At 62.1% G+C, this 20,004-nt stretch carries 19 protein-coding genes and 1 tRNA gene; 17 read left to right on the top strand and 3 right to left on the bottom strand.

Going from position 1 to position 20,004, the window contains the following annotated elements; genetic code table 11:
- The 14 genes from nuoH to NKJ91_RS28745 all read left to right on the top strand — a co-directional run bounded on the left by nuoH (nucleotide 1) and on the right by NKJ91_RS28745 (nucleotide 14,805).
- Nucleotides 1-1,044, top strand: a complete 1,044-nt coding sequence (gene nuoH, locus NKJ91_RS28810) for an NADH-quinone oxidoreductase subunit NuoH (protein WP_352450011.1) — start codon at nucleotides 1-3, stop codon at nucleotides 1,042-1,044.
- Nucleotides 1,044-1,535: an NADH-quinone oxidoreductase subunit NuoI gene (nuoI, locus tag NKJ91_RS28805; protein ID WP_023676622.1), complete on the top strand. Its 492-nt coding sequence runs from the start codon at nucleotides 1,044-1,046 to the stop codon at nucleotides 1,533-1,535. The genes nuoH and nuoI overlap by 1 nt, the downstream gene beginning before the upstream one ends.
- A gap of 118 nt (nucleotides 1,536-1,653) precedes the next feature.
- Nucleotides 1,654-2,274, top strand: a complete 621-nt coding sequence (locus tag NKJ91_RS28800) for an NADH-quinone oxidoreductase subunit J (protein WP_352458241.1) — start codon at nucleotides 1,654-1,656, stop codon at nucleotides 2,272-2,274.
- Between the two features lies 1 nt (nucleotide 2,275).
- Entirely contained in the window at nucleotides 2,276-2,584 is a 309-nt protein-coding gene (nuoK, locus tag NKJ91_RS28795; protein WP_023676620.1) for an NADH-quinone oxidoreductase subunit NuoK, read from the top strand.
- Nucleotides 2,585-2,594: 10 nt separating this feature from the next.
- Entirely contained in the window at nucleotides 2,595-4,568 is a 1,974-nt protein-coding gene (gene nuoL / locus NKJ91_RS28790; RefSeq protein ID WP_352458240.1) for an NADH-quinone oxidoreductase subunit L, read from the top strand.
- Nucleotides 4,568-6,073 carry an NADH-quinone oxidoreductase subunit M gene (locus NKJ91_RS28785; RefSeq protein ID WP_352458239.1) on the top strand — a complete coding sequence of 502 codons (1,506 nt, stop codon included), beginning with the start codon at nucleotides 4,568-4,570 and terminating at the stop codon, nucleotides 6,071-6,073. The genes nuoL and NKJ91_RS28785 overlap by 1 nt, the downstream gene beginning before the upstream one ends.
- Nucleotides 6,074-6,091: 18 nt before the next feature.
- On the top strand, nucleotides 6,092-7,528 hold the full coding sequence (gene nuoN / locus NKJ91_RS28780; RefSeq protein WP_352458238.1) for an NADH-quinone oxidoreductase subunit NuoN: 1,437 nt from the start codon (nucleotides 6,092-6,094) through the stop codon (nucleotides 7,526-7,528).
- A 4-nt stretch (nucleotides 7,529-7,532) separates the two neighbouring features.
- The gene (locus NKJ91_RS28775) at nucleotides 7,533-8,354 is read left to right on the top strand and encodes a biotin--[acetyl-CoA-carboxylase] ligase (RefSeq protein ID WP_352458237.1); all 822 of its coding nucleotides are present in this window, start codon (nucleotides 7,533-7,535) and stop codon (nucleotides 8,352-8,354) included.
- Between the two features lie 102 nt (nucleotides 8,355-8,456).
- Entirely contained in the window at nucleotides 8,457-10,127 is a 1,671-nt protein-coding gene (locus tag NKJ91_RS28770; RefSeq protein WP_352458236.1) for a ribonuclease J, read from the top strand.
- Nucleotides 10,128-10,267: 140 nt separating this feature from the next.
- Nucleotides 10,268-10,672, top strand: coding sequence for a methylmalonyl-CoA epimerase (gene mce / locus NKJ91_RS28765; protein ID WP_352450005.1), 405 nt, complete (start codon nucleotides 10,268-10,270; stop codon nucleotides 10,670-10,672).
- On the top strand, nucleotides 10,669-10,953 hold the full coding sequence (locus NKJ91_RS28760; protein ID WP_352458235.1) for a DUF1467 family protein: 285 nt from the start codon (nucleotides 10,669-10,671) through the stop codon (nucleotides 10,951-10,953). The genes mce and NKJ91_RS28760 overlap by 4 nt, the downstream gene beginning before the upstream one ends.
- A 560-nt stretch (nucleotides 10,954-11,513) precedes the next feature.
- The gene (proS, locus tag NKJ91_RS28755; protein ID WP_023676612.1) at nucleotides 11,514-12,842 is read left to right on the top strand and encodes a proline--tRNA ligase; all 1,329 of its coding nucleotides are present in this window, start codon (nucleotides 11,514-11,516) and stop codon (nucleotides 12,840-12,842) included.
- On the top strand, nucleotides 12,839-14,125 hold the full coding sequence (locus NKJ91_RS28750; protein WP_352458234.1) for a lipoprotein-releasing ABC transporter permease subunit: 1,287 nt from the start codon (nucleotides 12,839-12,841) through the stop codon (nucleotides 14,123-14,125). The genes proS and NKJ91_RS28750 overlap by 4 nt, the downstream gene beginning before the upstream one ends.
- Nucleotides 14,122-14,805, top strand: a complete 684-nt coding sequence (locus NKJ91_RS28745; protein WP_023676610.1) for an ABC transporter ATP-binding protein — start codon at nucleotides 14,122-14,124, stop codon at nucleotides 14,803-14,805. The genes NKJ91_RS28750 and NKJ91_RS28745 overlap by 4 nt, the downstream gene beginning before the upstream one ends.
- 387 nt (nucleotides 14,806-15,192) lie before the next feature.
- On the opposite strand, the gene lipB is transcribed toward NKJ91_RS28745, so the two are convergent.
- Entirely contained in the window at nucleotides 15,193-15,936 is a 744-nt protein-coding gene (gene lipB, locus NKJ91_RS28740) for a lipoyl(octanoyl) transferase LipB (protein WP_352450002.1), read from the bottom strand.
- 175 nt (nucleotides 15,937-16,111) lie between these two features.
- Between lipB and NKJ91_RS28735 the strand changes: the two genes are divergently transcribed.
- Nucleotides 16,112-16,196: transfer RNA gene (locus NKJ91_RS28735), tRNA-Leu, on the top strand.
- A 137-nt stretch (nucleotides 16,197-16,333) separates the two neighbouring features.
- Nucleotides 16,334-17,716 (top strand): DUF6538 domain-containing protein, encoded by a 1,383-nt coding sequence (locus tag NKJ91_RS28730; protein ID WP_352458233.1) that lies wholly within the window; start codon nucleotides 16,334-16,336, stop codon nucleotides 17,714-17,716.
- On the opposite strand, the gene NKJ91_RS28725 is transcribed toward NKJ91_RS28730, so the two are convergent.
- Both NKJ91_RS28725 and soxR read right to left on the bottom strand, forming a co-directional pair.
- Entirely contained in the window at nucleotides 17,676-18,050 is a 375-nt protein-coding gene (locus NKJ91_RS28725) for a hypothetical protein (protein ID WP_352458232.1), read from the bottom strand. The two genes, NKJ91_RS28730 and NKJ91_RS28725, sit on opposite strands and share 41 nt — an antisense overlap.
- An 865-nt stretch (nucleotides 18,051-18,915) precedes the next feature.
- Complete coding sequence (soxR, locus tag NKJ91_RS28720) at nucleotides 18,916-19,350, bottom strand: redox-sensitive transcriptional activator SoxR (RefSeq protein WP_352458231.1); 435 nt, start codon at nucleotides 19,348-19,350, stop codon at nucleotides 18,916-18,918.
- An 85-nt stretch (nucleotides 19,351-19,435) separates the two neighbouring features.
- Between soxR and NKJ91_RS28715 the strand changes: the two genes are divergently transcribed.
- Nucleotides 19,436-20,004, top strand: a 569-nt coding sequence (locus NKJ91_RS28715) for an SDR family NAD(P)-dependent oxidoreductase (protein WP_352458230.1), incomplete at its 3' end; no start/stop codon positions are given.

The raw sequence follows: 20,004 nt of genomic DNA, 5'->3' as shown, positions 1-20,004 counted from the left end.
ATGGACACCTTCTTCTCCTTCTACGTGCTGCCGGCGCTGCTGATCCTTTTGAAGTCGGTCGTGCTGATCGTCGTTCTGTTGATCTTCGTCGCCTATGTGCTTTACGCCGACCGCAAGATCTGGGCGGCGGTGCAATTGCGCCGAGGCCCGAATGTCGTTGGCCCATGGGGCACGCTGCAGGCCTTCGCCGATCTGCTGAAATTCGTCTTCAAGGAACCGGTGATCCCGTCCGGCGCCAACAAGGGCGTTTTCCTGCTGGCGCCCTTGGTGTCGGCGGTGCTGGCGATCTCTGCCTGGGCGGTGATCCCGGTCAATGAAGGCTGGGCGATCGCCAACGTCAATGTCGGCATCCTCTATGTCTTCGCCATCTCCTCGCTCGAGGTCTATGGCGTGATCATGGGCGGCTGGGCCTCCAATTCGAAATACCCCTTCCTCGGCGCACTGCGCTCGGCGGCGCAGATGGTGTCCTACGAAGTCTCGATCGGTTTCGTCATCGTCACCGTGCTGCTTTGCGTCGGCTCGCTCAACCTGTCCGACATCGTCTTGTCGCAGCAGGACGGGCTGGGCACGCGGCTCGGCCTGCCCAACACCTTCCTCGACTGGCATTGGCTGTCGCTGTTCCCGATGTTCATCGTCTTCTTCATCTCGGCGTTGGCCGAGACCAACCGGCCGCCCTTCGACCTTGTGGAAGCCGAATCGGAACTCGTCGCCGGCCATATGGTCGAATATTCCTCGACGCCGTTCCTGTTGTTCTTCCTCGGCGAATATGTCGCCGTCGTCCTGATGTGCGCGCTGGCCACCATCCTGTTCCTTGGCGGCTGGCTGCCGCCCTTCAACTTCGCGCCGTTCACCTGGGTGCCGGGGCTGATCTGGTTCGTACTCAAGGTCTGCCTGGTGTTCTTCATGTTCTCCATGGTGAAGGCGTTCGTGCCGCGCTACCGCTACGACCAGCTGATGCGGCTCGGCTGGAAGGTCTTCCTGCCGATCTCGCTGTTCATGGTGGTCGCTACCGCCGCTTTCCTCAAACTCACCGGGTTTGCCTGATGTCAGCATTATCCCAGGCCGCCAAGTCACTGCTTTTGCAGGATTTCGTCAGCGCTTTCTTCCTGTCGATGCGCCAGTTCTTCGCGCCGAAGGAGACGATCAACTATCCGCATGAAAAGGGGCCGGTCAGCCCGCGCTTCCGTGGCGAACATGCGCTGCGCCGTTATCCGAACGGCGAGGAACGCTGCATCGCCTGCAAATTGTGCGAGGCGATCTGCCCGGCACAGGCCATCACCATCGAAGCCGGCCCACGCCGCAACGACGGCACACGGCGCACCGTGCGCTACGACATCGATATGGTGAAATGCATTTACTGCGGCTTCTGCCAGGAAGCCTGCCCGGTCGACGCCATTGTCGAGGGCCCGAATTTCGAATTCGCGACGGAAACGCGCGAGGAGCTTTATTACGACAAGGACAGGCTGCTGGCCAATGGCGACCGCTGGGAGCGTGAGCTGGCGCGCAACATCTCGCTGGATGCGCCTTACCGCTGATATTTGACGCATGGACGGGGCGAGGGGCCTCGTTTAAGGAACACGCAACTTGCCGACCGGAGGCGGTGGCAAAAAACAGGACGAACGTCCTGTTCTGACAGGAAACCCGGGGGAACCCATGCTGAGTGGACTAGAGGCGGCCTTTTTCTACCTCTTCGCCTTTGTCGCGGTGGCATCGGCGTTCATGGTCATATCGGCGCGCAATCCCGTGCATTCGGTGCTGTTCCTGATCCTGACCTTCTTCAACGCCGCCGGCCTGTTCATGCTGACCGGCGCCGAGTTCCTGGCGATGATCCTGCTCGTCGTCTATGTCGGCGCGGTGCTGGTGCTGTTTCTGTTTGTCGTCATGATGCTCGACGTCGACTTCGCCGAAATGAAGGAAGGCGCCCTGCAATATGCACCGATCGGCGCGCTGGTCGGGCTGATCCTGGCGGCGGAGCTGATCATCGTGCTCGGCGGCTATACATTCGCGCCGAAACTGGCGGCGACGGTCGCGAAACCCATTCCGGACCTGGCCGCGCGCTCGAACACGGCAGCGCTCGGCGACATCCTCTATACGGATTACCTCTATTACTTCCAGGTGGCGGGGCTGGTGCTGCTGGTCGCCATGATCGGCGCCATCGTGCTGACGCTGCGCCACAAGCCGGGCGTCAAGCGGCAGTCGATCGCCGCCCAGGTCGGCCGCACGGCGGCAACCGGAGTGGAAATCCGCAAGGTCAAGACGGGCGAAGGAGTCTGAGATGGTCGTCGGCATCGCGCACTACCTGACCGTATCGGCGATCCTGTTTACGCTCGGCGTGTTCGGCATCTTCCTGAACCGCAGGAACGTCATCGTCATCCTGATGTCGATCGAGCTGATCCTGCTTGCGGTCAACATCAATTTCGTCGCCTTCTCGGCGGCGCTCGGCGATCTGGTCGGCCAGGTGTTCGCACTGTTCGTGCTGACGGTCGCGGCGGCCGAAGCGGCGATCGGCCTTGCCATTCTCGTCGTCTTCTTCCGCAACCGCGGCTCGATCGCGGTCGAAGACGTGAACATGATGAAGGGTTGACGGAACCACCATGTATCAGGCCATCGTCTTCCTTCCGCTGCTCGGCTTCTTGATCGTCGGCCTGTTCGGCACTTCGCTCGGCGCCAAAGCTTCAGAATACATCACTTCCGGTTTCCTGGTGATTGCGGCTGTGCTGTCGTGGGTCGCCTTCTTCTCGGTCGGCTTCGGCGGCGGAGAGGTGTTCACCGTGCCGGTGATGCGCTGGATCCAGTCGGGCGGGCTGGAGGCGTCCTGGGCGCTCAGGATCGACACGCTGACGGTGGTGATGCTGGTCGTCGTCAACACGGTGTCGTCGCTGGTCCATATCTACTCGATCGGCTACATGCATCACGATCCGGACCGGCCGCGCTTCTTCGCCTATCTGTCGCTGTTTACCTTCGCCATGCTGATGCTGGTGACGGCCGACAACCTCGTGCAGATGTTCTTCGGCTGGGAAGGCGTCGGCCTTGCCTCCTATCTGCTGATCGGCTTCTGGTACAAGAAGCCGTCGGCCAATGCGGCTGCAATCAAGGCCTTCATCGTCAACCGCATCGGCGATTTCGGCTTTGCGCTCGGCATATTCGGCGTGTTCGTGCTGTTCGGCTCGGTCAATCTCGGCACCATCTTCGCCAATGCGGCGACGTTCATTCCGGCGGAAGGCGCGCCGCAAGGTGCGGCCGTGCTGACCTTCCTCGGCTATGCGCTCGACAAGCAGGCCGCGATGACGGTCGTCTGCCTGCTCCTGTTCATGGGCGCCATGGGCAAGTCGGCGCAGGTGCCGCTGCACACCTGGCTGCCGGATGCCATGGAAGGCCCGACGCCGGTCTCGGCACTGATCCATGCCGCCACCATGGTGACGGCAGGCGTGTTCATGCTGGCGCGGTTGTCGCCGCTGTTCGAGCTGTCGCATTCGGCACTGACGGTGGTCACCTTCATCGGCGCCTTCACCGCCTTCTTCGCGGCGACAGTCGGTCTCGTCCAGAACGACATCAAGCGCGTCATCGCCTATTCGACCTGTTCGCAGCTCGGCTACATGTTCGTGGCGCTCGGCGTCGGCGCCTATGGCGCGGCGATCTTCCATCTGTTCACGCACGCCTTCTTCAAGGCGCTGCTGTTCCTCGGCTCGGGCTCGGTCATCCACGCCGTCTCCGACGAGCAGGACATGCGCAAGATGGGCGGCCTGAGGACGCTCATTCCGAAAACGTACTGGATGATGGTGATCGGCACGCTGGCGCTGACCGGTGTCGGCATCCCGGTAACGATCATCGGCACGGCCGGCTTCTTCTCCAAGGACGCCATCATCGAAGCGGCCTTCGCCGGCCACAATGCGGTCGCCGCGTTTGCCTTCATATTGCTGGTCATTGCTGCCTGCTTCACCTCCTTCTACTCGTGGCGACTGATCTTCATGACCTTCCACGGCGAGCCGCGGGCCAGCCACGAGGTCATGCACCACGTCCATGAATCGCCGCCGGTCATGCTGGTGCCGCTGTTCATCCTGGCGGCGGGCGCGCTGTTTGCCGGCGTGATCTTCCACGGCGCCTTCATCGGCGAGGGCTATGCCGAATTCTGGAAGGCGTCGCTGTTCACGCTGCCGGACAACCACATCCTGCACGAAATCCACGAAGTGCCGTTGTGGGTCGAGCTGTCACCGTTCATCGCCATGCTGATCGGCTTTGCGATTGCCTGGCAGTTCTATATTCGCGCGCCGGAAATGCCTCGGAGCGTCGCCGCCAATCATCGCCTGCTCTACGCCTTCCTGCTCAACAAATGGTATTTCGACGAGCTCTACGACTTCCTGTTCGTGCGGCCGGCAAAGCGCCTCGGCAGCTTCCTGTGGAAGACCGGCGACGGCACCGTCATCGACGGGCTCGGGCCGGACGGCATTTCGGCGCGCGTCGTCGACGTCACCAACCGGGTCGTCAAGCTGCAGACCGGCTATCTTTACCACTATGCCTTCGCCATGCTGATCGGCGTTGCCGCACTCGTCACCTGGATGATGCTCTGATGACCGCCTGGCCGATCCTATCGCTGGTCACCTTCCTGCCGCTGGTTGGTGTGCTGCTCATCCTTTTCGTGCGTGACGACAGCGAGAACGCGCGCCGCAACATCCGCGCCATAGCACTGTTCACGACCGCGTTCACGTTTGTGATTTCGCTGTTCATCTGGACCGGCTTCGACAATTCGCAGCCCGGCTTCCAGTTCGTCGAGAAGTTTGCCTGGCTGGATTCCGGCATCTCCTACCATATGGGCGTAGACGGCATCTCCATGCTGTTCGTCATCCTGACCACCTTCCTGATGCCGCTCTGCATTCTCGCCTCGTGGGAATCGATCGAGAAGCGCGTCAAGGCCTATATGATTGCCTTCCTGCTGCTCGAGACGCTGATGATCGGCGTGTTCTGCGCGCTCGACATCGTCTTGTTCTATGTCTTCTTCGAAGCCGGGCTGATCCCGATGTTCATCATCATCGGCGTGTGGGGCGGCAAGCGGCGCGTCTATGCCTCGTTCAAGTTCTTCCTCTATACGCTGGCCGGCTCGGTGCTGATGCTGCTCGCCATCATGGCGATGTTCTTCCAGTCCGGCACCACCGACATCCCGACGCTTCTGACCCACAACTTCCCGGCCAATATGCAGACTTGGCTATGGCTTGCCTTCTTCGCGTCCTTCGCGGTGAAGATGCCGATGTGGCCGGTGCACACCTGGCTGCCGGACGCGCATGTCGAGGCGCCGACGGCCGGCTCGGTGATCCTGGCCGCCATCCTGCTCAAGATGGGCGGGTACGGCTTCCTGCGCTTTTCGCTGCCGATGTTTCCGATCGCATCCGAAATGTTCGCGCCGCTGAGCTTCCCGCGATCCGTCGGAGCCATCATCTACACCTCGCTGGTGGCGCTGATGCAGGAGGACATGAAGAAGCTGATCGCCTATTCGTCGGTCGCTCACATGGGCTTCGTTACCATGGGCATCTTCGCGATGAACCAGGAAGGCGTCCAGGGTTCGATCTTTCAGATGCTGTCGCACGGCCTGGTCTCCGGCGCGCTGTTCCTCTGCGTCGGCGTCGTCTACGACCGCATGCATACGCGTGACATCGACGCCTATGGCGGGTTGGTCAACAACATGCCGAAATATGCAACCGTGTTCATGATCTTCACCATGGCCAATGTCGGCCTGCCCGGCACCAGCGGCTTCGTCGGCGAGTTCCTGACCATGCTCGGCGTGTTCCGGGTCAACACCTGGGTAGCGTTCTTCGCCGCCACCGGCGTCATCCTTTCGGCGGCCTATGCGCTCTGGCTCTACCGCAAGGTGATCTTCGGCGCGCTGACCAAGGAAAGCCTGAAAGGCCTGCTCGACCTGTCGACGCGCGAGAAGGTGATCATCTATCCGCTGGTCGCGCTGGTCATCTTCTTCGGCGTCTATCCGGCGCCGATCTTCGACGCGACCGCCGAATCGGTCAAGGCGCTCGTTACCAATGTCACCGCATCCATCGGCGCCGCGCAGACCGCGGCGGCGAACTGACTGGGGGTTTTGCGAACCATGACGCCGGACCTTCTCTCAAGCCTGTCGCTCTCGACGCCAGAGCTGATCCTCGCCATCGGCGCCTTGGCGCTGTTGATGCTCGGCGCCTATTCGCGCGCCAACACCACTGTCACGGTGAGCGGCCTTGCCGTCGCCGTGCTGGTGATCGCCGGCGCCTGGCTGGTCTTTTCGCCGGGACAGGGCAACGCCTATGGCGAAGCCTTCATCCAGGATCCGTTCGCCCGCTTCATGAAAGTGCTGGCGCTGGTCGGCTCGGCGGTGACGCTGGTCATGTCGGTCCGCTTTGCCCAGGCGGAGCGTTTCGACAAGTTCGAATATCCGGTGCTGATCCTGCTCTGCACGCTCGGCATGATGCTGATGATCTCGGCCAACGGCATGATCGGGCTCTATCTCGGCCTCGAGCTGCAATCGCTGGCGATCTACGTCCTGGCGGCGATCAACCGGGACAGTCTGCGCTCGACCGAGGCCGGGCTGAAGTATTTCGTCCTTGGCGCGCTGTCGTCGGGCATGCTGCTTTACGGTATCTCGCTGGTCTACGGCTACACCGGCAACACCGGCTTCCAGGAGATCGCCACGGCGCTGAGCGGCGGTGAGCGCCAGCTTGGGCTCGTCTTCGGCCTGGTTTTCGTGCTGGCCGGCCTTGCCTTCAAGATCTCGGCGGTGCCGTTCCATATGTGGACGCCCGACGTCTATGAAGGCGCGCCGACGCCGGTGACGGCTTTTCTGGCGGCGGCACCGAAGATGGCGGCGATGGCGCTGATGGTGCGCGTCACCATGGGCGCCTTCAAGCCGATCGCCGCCGACTGGCAGCAGATCATCGTCTTCATCTCGATCGCCTCGATGGCGCTTGGTGCCTTTGCGGCCATCGGCCAGACCAACATCAAACGGCTGATGGCCTATTCCTCCATCGGTCATATGGGTTATGCGCTGGTCGGCCTTGCCGCGAACAGCCAGGACGGCGTGCGCGGCGTCGCCATCTACATGCTGATCTATCTGGTGGTGACGCTCGGCACCTTCGCCTTCATCCTCGCCATGCGGCGCAAGGAGGGCAATGTCGAGCAGATCAGCGATCTCGCCGGCCTGTCGGCGACCAATCCGATCATGGCGACGATCCTCACCATCCTGATGTTCTCGCTGGCCGGCATCCCGCCGCTCGCCGGCTTCTGGGGGAAATGGTACGTGTTCCTCGCCGCCATCAATGCCAACCTCTACGCGCTGGCGATCATCGGCGTGCTCGCCTCTGTGGTGGGCGCCTACTATTATCTGCGTATCATCAAGATCATGTGGTTCGACGAACCGGTCGGCGGCTTCGTGCCGATGGCGTCCGAACTGCGCGTCGTGCTCGGTGTCTGTGGCGCCTTCGTGCTGTTCTACGTGCTGATCGGCGGCCCGATCGGAACCTACGCGGCAGCCGCGGCCAAGACCTTCTTCTGACGGAATGACGTTCAGGCTGGCCCCAACCGCGGCTTCGGACGGGTTCCGGCTCGAGGCGCACGATACGGTCGACTCCACCAACGCGCTGGCGCTGGAGCACGCACGGGCCGGCGATCCGGGCAAACTCTGGGTCGTTTCAAAAAAGCAGGAAGCCGGGCGTGGCCGCCGCGGCCGCGCCTGGGCGACGCCCGAAGGCAATCTGGCGGCGACGCTGCTGGTGATCACCGATGCCGAGCTTCGTCTCGCTGCTACGCTCGGCTTCGTTGCCGGACTGGCGCTTGCCGACGCGCTCGACGCCGTCGTGCCGAAGGGCAGGATCGCGATCGGCCTCGATGGTGCGAGCCAAGGCAAGAACCGTTTCGAACTGAAATGGCCGAACGATGTGCTTGCCTCGGGCGCCAAGCTCGCCGGCATCCTGCTGGAATCGGCGATGCTGGATGGTGGCCGTTCCGCGGTGGCTGTCGGTGTCGGCGTCAACGTGGTGGCATACCCTGAGGATTTGCCTTATCCAGCGACGTCGCTCAGCGCGCTGGGGTCTGCTTGCGATGCCGAGACGCTGTTCCTGGCGCTGTCGGATACATGGAGCGAGAATGCGCGGCTGTGGAACGAAGGGCGTGGGCTTGCCGCCGTCAGGCGGCGGTGGCTGGCGCGTGCGGCGGGGCTTGGCGGGCAGGTTGCTGTCAGAATTGACGGTAATGTGGTGCGTGGCACCTTCGAGACCATTGACGAGGACTGCCGTTTCGTGATCCGCGACGATCAAGGTTCGGTTCTGACGATCGCCGCCGGCGACGTGCATTTCGGCGCGGTTGCCTCGGTCGGCGTTTGACTGGCCAATACGTTTGACTGGCCAGGTATTTGACCAGCTTGAATTTGACCGGCCGACAATTTTGACCGGCCCACAATTTTGACCGGCAAGGAAGGAAAGACCATGGCGACAGCGGAAAACGCCGAACTTGTCTTCGTGCCGCTCGGCGGTGTCGGCGAGATCGGCATGAACTTCGCCCTCTACGGCTATGGGCCGGCCAATGCGCGCGAATGGATCGTGGTCGACGTCGGCGTCACTTTTCCCGATGCAACCCTGCCCGGCGTCGACCTGGTTCTGCCCGACACGCGTTTCATCGAGGAGAATGTCGCCAATCTGTGCGGCATCGTCATCACCCATGCGCATGAGGACCATTACGGCGCGCTCCACGACATCTGGCCGAAGCTCAAGGCGCCGGTGTGGATGACGCCGTTCAGCGCCGGCCTGCTGGAAGCCAAGCGGCAGGGCGAGCAAGGGGCGCCGAAGATCCCGGTGACGATCTACCGGGCCGGCGAGAAATTCACCGTCGGCCCGTTCGAGATCGAGGCCATCCCTGTTGCGCACTCCATTCCCGAACCGATGTCGCTGGCGATCACGACGCCGGCCGGCGTCGTCATCCATACCGGCGACTGGAAGATCGATCCGGCGCCGACGGTCGGGCCGATGACCGACGAGGCGCGCTTCCGAGCCTATGGCGACAAGGGCGTGCTGGCGCTGGTCTGCGATTCCACCAATGCGATGCGGGAAGGGGAATCGCCGTCCGAAGTGGCGGTGGGCGAGGGCCTCAAGAGCGTCATCCAGAACGCCAAGGGCCGGGTCGCCGTCACCAGCTTCTCCTCCAATGTCGGGCGTATCGTCTCCATCGCCAAGGCGGCGCGGGATGCCGGCCGCCAGTGCCTGGTGATTGGCCGCTCGATGAAGCGCGTCATCGATGTGGCTGATGAACTCGGCTATATGGACGGGTTGCCGGAATTCATCGCCGAGGAGGATTACGGATTCATCCCGCGCGAAAACCTCGTCATCATCTGCACCGGCAGCCAGGGCGAGCCGCTTGCCGCACTTGCCAAGCTGTCGCGCGACGAGATGAAGTCGGTGGCGCTGACGGCCGGCGACACGGTGGTGTTTTCCTCGCGCACCATTCCCGGCAACGAGAAGGCGATCCTCGAAATCAAGAACCGCCTGATCGATCTCGGCATCAAGATCATCGAGGACGGCGATGCGCTGGTGCATGTCTCCGGCCATCCACGCCGCAGCGAATTGCGCAAGATGTATGAATGGGTGCGGCCGCAGATCGGCGTTCCCGTGCATGGCGAAGCGGCGCATCTGGTGGCGCAGGGCTCGCTGATGTCGACGTCCGGCATCGGCCAGGTCGCGCAGGTGCGCGACGGCGACATGCTCAGGCTGTATCCGGGTGCCGCCGCCATCATCGACCAGGTGCCGTTCGGCCGCATCTACAAGGACGGAAGGCTGATCGGCACCGACCAGGCGATGGGCATTCGCGACCGCCGCAAGCTGTCCTTTGCCGGCCATGTCGCCGTCAATGTCGTGCTCGACGACAAATACGAGCTTGCCGGCGATCCCGACCTCGTCGCCATCGGCGTCGCCGAGGCCGACGGCAGCGGCGAGAGCCTGGAAGACCTGATGATCGATGCGGCAATCGGCGCCGTGGACTCCATCCCCCGCCAGCGCCGAAAAGACCTCGACCTGGTCCAGGAGGCGGTGCGGCGCGCGGTGCGCGGCGCGGCCAACGAAGCCTGGGGCAAGAAGCCGCTGGTGACGGTGTTCGTCACGAGGTGACGAACAAGGGAGTAGGGGAGTAGGGCAGTAAGGGAGTAGGGAAGTAGGAGGTAGGAGCGCAAACAGATGCACTTCTAGATCCTTTTTTCCCTACTCCCCTACTGCCTTACTCCCCTACTCCCCTAACCCGGGAGTACGCTATGCTCGGACGCCTCAACCATGTCGCGCTTGCGGTGCCGGATCTGGCCGCGGCTGCGGCGGTCTATCGCGATACGCTTGGCGCGCGCGTGACCGCGCCGCAGGCGCTGCCGGAGCATGGCGTTACGGTGGTGTTCGTCGACGTCGGCAACACCAGGATCGAGTTGCTCGAGCCGCTCGGCGAAGCCTCGCCGATCGCCGCATTCCTCGCGAAGAATCCGTCCGGCGGCATGCACCATGTCTGCTATGAGGTGGACGACATTGTTGCGGCGCGCGACCGTCTCAAGGCCAGCGGCGCGCGCGTGCTGGGCGACGGCAATCCGAAGATCGGCGCACATGGCAAGCCGGTATTGTTTCTGCACCCCAAGGATTTCTTCGGCACGCTGGTCGAACTGGAGCAAGCATGAGTTGGGTTTCGTTTGTCGCCCTGTTCTTCGCCACATGGTGGGTGGTGTTGTTCGCCGTCCTGCCGTTCAGCATGCGGACGCAGGACGAGGATCGGGACGTGACGCTTGGCACGGTTCCGAGCGCACCGCGCGGACCGCACATGCTGCGCGCGGCGCTGCGCACGACGATCGCCACGCTGGTCCTCATGGGTATCTTCTACGGCATCACGAGAGGGCTTGGCCTCGGTATCGACGACATCCCGCACATCGTGCCGGATTTCAACCAGAGCCCAGTGCATTAGCCGGCTACCTACCGTGTCCGACTATCCCAGCCTAGCCGAGGCTCTGAAATCAAGCTGAGCCAGCAAGGTCAACCCAAAGTAAAGGCCGGGGCGGGTTTGGGCTGACGCAACGTCATGTAGTTTGGTAATCTGTCGTGCTAATCAGATGATTGCACAAAAAAAATGCAAGGCGCGAGGCCTTGCAATTTAAACGCGTCCGATCTGTTTCCGGTGTCCGGCGGCAGCGAGTTACCGCGCCTAGATCGCATCCTCCCAAGACTTTGACCGCGTAGGAGGGCAGATTTTTCTCCGCCCTCTCGGTTATGGGGGCACACTAGCCTAAGGCGGGTGAAAATGTCACGAAGAATTTTGCTCGGAAACAGGCAATCTCGTGCTGCAGTGCACAATAGTACGGCAGGCGTTGCTTGCGAAACGCCCAGCAAGCCGTGTGCGGCAATTGCGGCGTCTATGCAGCGCCTGGGCCGGGTTTCCATTCCGCCATGAAATGGCTATGAAGCCGGGGCAAGCAAGCCAGCGCTGCGCCGATTCCGGCGCCGCCATCCTCTCTCACGGACCAGTCCATGCGTTTGTCGCGCTATTTCCTGCCCATTCTCAAAGAAAATCCGCGCGAGGCCGAGATCGTCTCGCATCGGCTGATGCTGCGCGCCGGCATGATCCGCCAGCAGGGGCAGGGCAGCTTTTCCTGGCTGCCGCTCGGCAAGCGGGTGCTGGACAAGGTCTGCCGGATCATTCGCGAGGAGCAGAATCGCGCCGGCGCGCTCGAAATCCTGATGCCGACCATCCAATCGGCCGAGCTGTGGCGCGAAAGTGGCCGCTATGAAGATTACGGCAAGGAGATGCTGCGCATCAAGGACCGGCAAGACCGCGATATGCTCTACGGGCCGACCAACGAGGAGATGGTCACCGAGATCTTCCGCTCCTACGTCAAGTCCTACAAGGACCTGCCGCTCAATCTCTATCACATCCAGTGGAAGTTTCGCGACGAGGTGCGCCCGCGCTTCGGCGTCATGCGTTCGCGCGAATTCCTGATGAAGGACGCCTACTCCTTCGACCTCGATTATGAAGGCGCCAAGGCCGCCTACAACCGCATGTTCGTGTCCTATCTCAGGACGTTTACGCGCATGGGTCTGCAGGCGATCCCGATGCGCGCCGACACTGGGCCGATAGGCGGCGACCTCAGCCATGAGTTCATCATCCTGGCCGACACCGGCGAGAGCCAGGTGTTTTGCCATCGCGACTATCTTTCGCTGGCAGTGCCCGGGGCGAACACCGATTTTTCGAACGACGCCGAGATCGGCGGCATCGTCAAGACGTGGACGACGCCCTATGCCGCCACCGACGAAATGCATGACGAGGCGGCATGGGAAAAGCTCTCCGAAGGCGACAAGGTCTCGGCGCGCGGCATCGAGGTCGGCCATATCTTCCATTTCGGCGACAAATATTCCAAGCCGATGGGCGCCAAGGTGACCGGCCCGGACGGCAAGGATCATTTTGTCTCTGGCGGTTCCTACGGCATCGGCCCGTCGCGGCTGGTAGCGGCGATCATCGAGGCCAGCCATGACGATAACGGCATCATCTGGCCGGAAGCGGTGGCGCCGTTCGACATCGGCCTGATCAACATGAAGGCTGGCGATGCCGAATGCGACCGCGTCTGCGGCGAGCTGAATGCCGCCTTTGCCGCCGCCGGCAAGGAGGTGCTCTACGACGACACCGACCAGCGGCCGGGCGGCAAGTTCGCCACCGCCGACCTGATCGGGCTCCCGTGGCAGGTGATCGTCGGGCCGCGTGGTGTCGCCGCCGGCGAGGTCGAAATCAAGAACCGCAGGACCGGCGAGCGCGAGACGCTGCCGATCGGCGACGTGAAAAAGCGTTTCGGTGCCGCCGTATGAGTGAAGCGGCAGCAGCCAAACCTTCGGCGGCAGGACCCTTTTCCGGCTTCGAGCGCATGGTGGCGTGGCGCTATCTGCGCTCGCGCCGCAAGGAGACGGTGATCTCGGTGATCGCCTCGATCTCCTTCCTCGGCATCATGCTGGGCGTTGCCACGCTGATCGTCGTCATGGCGGTCATGAACGGCTTTCGCGCCGAACTGCTGACGCGCATCCTTGGCGTCAACGGGCACCTGATCGTGCAGCCGCTCGACATGCCGCTGGAGGACTATGACCAGGTCGCCGGCCGCATCAACGGCGTGCCCGGCGTTAAATACGCCATTCCGCTGATCGACGGGCAGGTGCTGGCGCAAGGCAATGTCGGCGGCGGCACCGGCGCGCTGGTGCGCGGCATACGCGGCGAGGATCTCGGCAAGATCACGATCGTCGCCAACAACATCAAGGCGGGCTCGATCGTCGGCTTCGACACCGGCGAGGGCGTCGCCATCGGCAGCCGCATGGCCGAGAATCTCGGCCTTGTGCTCGGCGATACCATCACGCTGATCTCGCCCGAGGGCGACGTCACGCCGCTCGGCACGACGCCGCGCATGAAAGGCTATCCGATAACCGCGATCTTCGAGGTCGGCATGTCGGAATATGACAGCTCCATCGTCTACATGCCGTTTTCGGAAGCGCAGCTTTATTTCAACATGGACGGCAGGGCGCAGACGATCGAGATCTACGCCGACAATCCCGACAATATCGACGCGCTGAAGCCGAAGGTCGAAGAGGCGGCGCAACGGCCGATCACCCTCGTCGATTGGCGGGAGCGTAACAAGACGTTTTTCGACGCGCTGCAGGTCGAGCGCAACGTCATGTTCATGATCCTGACGCTGATCGTGCTGGTGGCGGCGCTCAACATCATTTCGGGCCTGATCATGCTGGTGAAGGACAAGGGCCACGACATCGCCATCCTGCGCACCATGGGCGCCACGCGCGGCGCGATCCTGCGCATCTTCCTGATGACCGGGGCTGCGATCGGCGTTGTCGGCACCATCGCCGGCGTGCTGCTCGGCATCGTGATCTGCCTCAACGTCGAGCGCATCCGCCAGTTCTTCTCCTGGCTGGCCAACGAGCGGCTGTTCAATCCCGAGCTTTATTTCCTGAGCCAGCTGCCGGCGCGCATGGATGCCAGCGAGACGATCTCGGTTGTTCTCATGGCTTTGGCGCTGTCGTTCCTGGCGACACTGTTTCCGGCGTGGCGCGCTGCCAGGCTCGATCCGGTCGAAGCGCTGAGGTACGAATGATGGCCGAGGCCATTATCGAGCTGAAGAGCGTCGAACGCCATTATGTACAGGGGCCGCGCAAGCTGACCATCCTGAACGGCGCCGATTTTTCGCTGAAGCGTGGCGAGATGGTGGCGCTTGTGGCGCCGTCGGGCACCGGCAAGTCGACGCTGCTCCACACGGCCGGGCTGCTGGAGCGACCGGACGCCGGCGACGTGATCCTGGCGGGGCGCGCCTGCGGCCGGCTTTCCGACGACGAGCGCACGGCGATCCGCCGCAACGATGTCGGCTTCGTCTACCAGTTCCATCATTTGTTGCCTGAGTTTTCTGCGCTGGAAAACATCATGATGCCGCAGCTGATAAAAGGGCTGCCGCGCAAGGAGGCGGCCGAGCGGGCGGCGCAATTGCTCGACTATATGCAGATCGGCAAGCGGGCACAGCATCGCCCCTCCGAGCTCTCCGGCGGCGAGCAGCAGCGGGTCGCCATTGCGCGTGCCGTCGCCAATGCGCCGCTGGTGCTTTTGGCCGACGAGCCGACCGGCAATCTCGACCCGGTGACCGCTTCCTATGTGTTCGAGGCGCTGGCAGCACTGGTCCGGCAATCGGGCCTGGCGGCGCTCATCGCCACCCACAATCACGAGCTCGCCTCGCGCATGGACCGCCGCGTGACGCTGTCCGACGGCAAGGTTGTGCCGCTTTAGGGTGCGCTGCAATTGAGGCGATGACGGCCCGCGAGCTGCCGTGCGCCGTCCCGCCGCTTTCGCGCGCCTGTCGGCCCCGAAACGCTCGGCATCTCCTTCTCAACCCTTTCTTAACCCTGTCGAAATGACCGAGCGCAATTCGGGTGACGCCCGGACTGCGATCGTTGACATTCGAACAAAATTAGAACAAAATACGAACATACTAACAACAGGAGAGAGTTATGACCGATCTTGTTCAGGATGTCGTCTCGCTGGTGTGCATGAGCACGTTCCTCATTTCCATGGCAATCTGGATCGGCGCGATGTGAGGATTGAGCTCAAGGGCGGGCTCGATGCTGATGAGCGAGGGCCGCCTTCGCATATTGGCGCAGGCATTGGGCGAGTGTTTCAGCCGGCCTTGCGGGACACTTCGACAGGCGACACCGCGGCGGGCCCGAACACGTCCTCGAAAGCGGATTTCAGCGCCAGGTCGAGGTCGGCCATGGTCACGGGAAGGCCGAGGTCGACAAGGCTGGTGACGCCGTGATCCTGGACGCCGCACGGCACGATGCCGCTGAAATGGCTAAGGTCCGGCTCGACATTGATGGCGATGCCGTGAAAGCTCACCCAGCGCCTCAGCCTGATGCCGATGGCGGCGATCTTGTCCTCGGCCGCCGAGCCGTCGGGCAAAGCGGGGCGGTCCGGCCGAACCACCCAGACGCCGACGCGGTCCTCGCGGCGTTCGCCGCGTACGTTGAAGGCGGCCAGCGAGCCGATGATCCATTGTTCGAGTGCGGCGACGAAGGCGCGGACATCCTCGCGCCGCCGCTTCAGGTCGAGCATGACGTAGGCGACTCGCTGGCCCGGCCCATGATAGGTGTATTCGCCGCCACGCCCGGCGGCAAAGACCGGGAAACGGTCCGGCTCGATCAGGTCCTCGATGCGGGCGCTGGTGCCGGCGGTGTAGAGCGGCGGGTGCTCGACCAGCCAGACCATCTCGCCGGCGGCGCCGCTGCGGATTGCCTCGGCGCGCGCCTCCATCACGGCGAGCGCATCGGGATAGGCGGTGAGCCCGGGCTCGATGCGCCATTCGACCGGCGCCGAGCCGGGCAAGGGCAGGAACGACGTGGCGATCTGGCTGCGTTCTGTCATGATATCTCGTCTCGCCACTCATATGGCGGCAATCGGTACAAACGTCCAGTTCCGGCACGTTCGGCCCTTGAAGAGTTATGCCGATGTCCGGCCGATTATTGCTGGCCGCGCACTTGTTTCACCGGAAACGATTTGCTACACGCCGCGGGCCGGTTGGTTCCGGCTCCTACCACGTGCGGTCGTGGCGGAATTGGTAGACGCGCAGCGTTGAGGTCGCTGTGGGGCAACCCGTGGAAGTTCGAGTCTTCTCGACCGCACCATCAAATTCGTGAACTTGGCCCTCTAAGCCATTGAAACTCCAGTCCGGCAGAGCACCCGTTGATGAGGGCGCTTGGCGTTCTTGCCGAAATGCGATACAATTTGGGATACAAACTGAGATACATCGCGAGTTTGGCCCATGCGAAAAGAGGCCGTCGCAGAGCCCGCCAGAGACCCGGATCGCTACCTCGTCCAGCGCGACGGAATTTTCTATTATCATCGGCGAATGCCCGCCAAGATGGTCGGCATCGACGATCGCGGCAGGTTCATTCGCAAGTCCCTGGGAACGGACGAACGCCGCCTCGCACGTGCCATGCGCGACAAGCTCGAAGACGCGGACAAGACCCTGTGGGCGGTGCTTCTTTGCGGCGGCGAGACAAGGTCAGCACTCGATCAGTATCGCGACGCCGTTCGCCGGGCTGAAGCCATGGGCGTTTCCTACCTTTCAAATGGACAGGTGGCAGGCTTTCAGAATGTCGATTCAATTTTAAAGCGTGTCGAGGCGCTGGAGCGCGTTCAAGCGGCCCCCGCGGTCGCCGACGCTCTCCTCGGCGGGGTGCAGGTGCCGCCGGTCAAAGTCTCCAAAGCTTTTGATCTCTACGCCGATGAGATCATGGCCCATGAAGTCGCGGGTAAGAGCCAGTCGCAGCGCCGAATGTGGAAGAAGGTAAAGCAGAGAGCCGTAAACAATTTCGTTGCCCTGGTTGGTGACAAGCCGATCGGCGACGTCACGCGTGAAGACGGACTGACCTTCTACCGGTTCTGGCTCAAGCGCATCGCGCCGCCGCCAGACATCGGAGCCGCGACACATTCGGCGTCTGCCGGCAATCGAGACCTCGGCAACATGCGGGATCTCTACAGGCGTTATTTCGCTCATTTGGGCGAGGAACAAAAAGGCACCCCATTCGATGACCTCCGCTTTTCGGAGCGTGGCAAGCGCCGTCGTAAACGGCCGTCATTCGAACCCAAATGGATAACCGATCAGATCATGAGGCCGGGCGCTTTAGCATCCCTGGATGCTCAAGCGCGTCGCTGCGTTCTGGCGCTGATCGAGACAGGCACACGCCCAAGCGAGATATGCAATCTTGATGAGACCGTGATCTTCCTTGACACGCCGGTTCCGTATGTTCGCATTACCCCACGAGAGGACGCCGATGATCCGCGCGAGATCAAGACCGAATGGTCAGTGCGAGATGTACCGCTGGTAGGCGTCGCGCTGGAAGTTTTTAAGAAAAATCCGCAGGGCTTTCCGCGCTACCGCAATCGTGAAGAGGCGCTTTCTGCAAACCTCAATAAATTCTTTAAAACACACAAACTTTTCCCGACACCGAAGCACAAGATTTATTCGCTCCGGCACAGTTTCGAGGATCGTATGAAGGAGGCAGGTATCGACAGCGAGCTTCGCAAAATCTTGATGGGCCATACGATAGAGCGTGTAGAGTATGGTACGGGCGGATCGTTGCAATGGCGACGAGACGAACTCAAAAAAATTGCTTTGCCTTTCGATCCCGAGATCGTTTGAGCCGTTCCTGGACGCGCAGCATTGCGCCCATCTCTGCAATCAATTTCTTCTTCTCCCGTTCAAGACGCTCGTAAATCGGGAGATACGCTCGTCCTTTGTTGCCAGCCTTGTGGATAGCTAGGGCGAGCGTATCCAGAGCGCGGTCAATTCTGTCTAAGGTCACGGGCTCAGGAACAGTGCTTACCTGTGGCAGAACACAGGTCATTGTCTGTCCCGTCTGTTTCCTGTTCGGCGATGACACAGACGAGATAATGGCAGCAGGCGCAGGTGAGAAAAGCGGTTTGCCTCCCGCATCGTGCAGCGGCGATACTTCGACGTAGAAATCGGAAAACACGCTTGCGGCAACTCTGCACTGTCAGATGCAGCTAGCCACATCCGGCCACATGAATTGCTGAGCGGACTCAGACGGGTCGATGCCCTTGAACCGGACACGAGACCGAATCGATCCGCAGGCTGTCGGCGGGCCGGAATGCCTCATCCGATCCGACCAAACCGATCGGAGGACGCAGGCAATGCCGGATTTGGTGGGCTATAATTACCTGAGGAGAGGCAATCAGCTGATCCGGATCAGTGCGTGGGAGCGCGAGTATCTCGGGAGGTCGCTTATGATTATCTTATCATTAGCATTCCTCGATATTGCGGCACCTTTGGGGTGAGTTTGACAAGCTTCACACGGCGATCGCTTGGCAGGAAATCGGTCATGAGATTCGTGTCGGTTCAATGATGGGCGGGACCAACTGCGCCGAAAGCGAACAAATTCGAATACTTAATGTAAAGTCTTGGGTCATGCTGTCCGAATGCAGTACCGTGCGGGCGATCAGCCAACGATTGGCGAAATTTTGAACAGGCTACCATTACCGATGGCCTACACACCGTTTTCGTCCTTCGTTGCCGCAAGAAAGGTATCGCCAACCGCCGGATCAATCCGATCAGCCTGTGGCAACGCGCAACGGCTCCAATGCTCAGCGTTTCGGGGGGCTGAAGAGGTTGATGACTGCCGCACCCGGAGCAGTTCGACGTATTTCCTTATTTCGCTTGGCCCGCTGAAATGCAGCCGCATCTTTAGAAGGAACGAACCGTCTGGCAGGACGGCGCAAGCAATTGATGGCAACGCCGTCGAGTGGATCGAGAAAGTCAGCGACAAACGATACCGCCGCTGAACGTTACCGGTCCGCAGCGTCTCGCACTTGGCTGCCAACTCACCCCAGCCAATACCTCGGCCCCGGCCCCTTGCGTCCTGCCATATCGGCAGGGTTCGCAAGGCTACACCGGTCGATCGACAGGCAGCCGCAACCGATGCACTCGGTAAGCCCCGACCTCAGGCGCTGCAACTCGGCGATGCGCTGGTCGATGCGCTTGGTCCACTGGCTTGACAACCGCGACCAATCCCGACGCGACGGCACGCGATCGGCTGGCAACTTGGCCAGCTCGGCGCCGATCTCCTCGAGCGTCAGCCCAATTCGCTGCGCGAAGACGATGAAGGCGATCCGGCGCAGCACGGATCGCGGATAGCGTCGGTGTCCCGAGCCGGCCCGCTCGGACCCGATCAGCCCGCGCTCCTCGTAGAAGCGCAGGGCCGATGAGGCGACGCCGCTGCGCCGTGACACGTCGGTGATGGTCAGCATGGAATCCATGCATGAACGAAAGCACAATTCCCGCTTGACTTCAAGTTAACTTGAACTTGTAGCAAGAGGCATGCGGATTAAAGGAGCACTGGCAATGCAGACGAATATCGAACTTCAGGGACTTCGCGTGGCAGTCACGGGCGGCACGTCCGGCCTCGGACTGGCGCTTGTGCGGCAGCTTGCCGCACAGGGTGCGTGCGTCGCCTTCGTCGCCCGGACCGCCGCGAATGTCGAACGCATCGCCGATGAGACGGGCGCGCACGGCATTGTCGGCGACGTCGGCAAGAAGGCGGACATCTACCCGATCGCGTTGCAGGTTACTGCCAGCCTCGGCGGGCTCGATGTCCTGATCAACAATGCGTCGAGCCTCGGCCCTGTCCCTCTGGCGCTCCTCGCCGATACCGAGTGCGAGGAGCTGGAAATGGCGCTCGCGGTCAATCTCGTCGGCGCCTTCCGGCTGACGAAAGCCCTGTTCGGTGCGCTTGCCGCGTCCGCACGCGAGGGCCGCGGCGCGCTGGTCATCAACATTTCCAGCGACGCCGCGGTGAACGCCTATCCCAGCTGGGGAGCATACGGCGCGAGCAAGGCCGCTCTTGCCCATCTGACGGCGATTTGGGACGAGGAGGCGAAAGCAGACGGCATCCGGCTCCTCGCGCTTGACCC

The sequence above is a fragment of the Mesorhizobium sp. M0040 genome, from assembly GCF_040323505.1.
Lineage (GTDB): Bacteria > Pseudomonadota > Alphaproteobacteria > Rhizobiales > Rhizobiaceae > Mesorhizobium.
The sequence above is the reverse complement of the archived record's forward strand: the minus strand, read 5'-3'. Positions and strand labels throughout refer to the sequence as shown.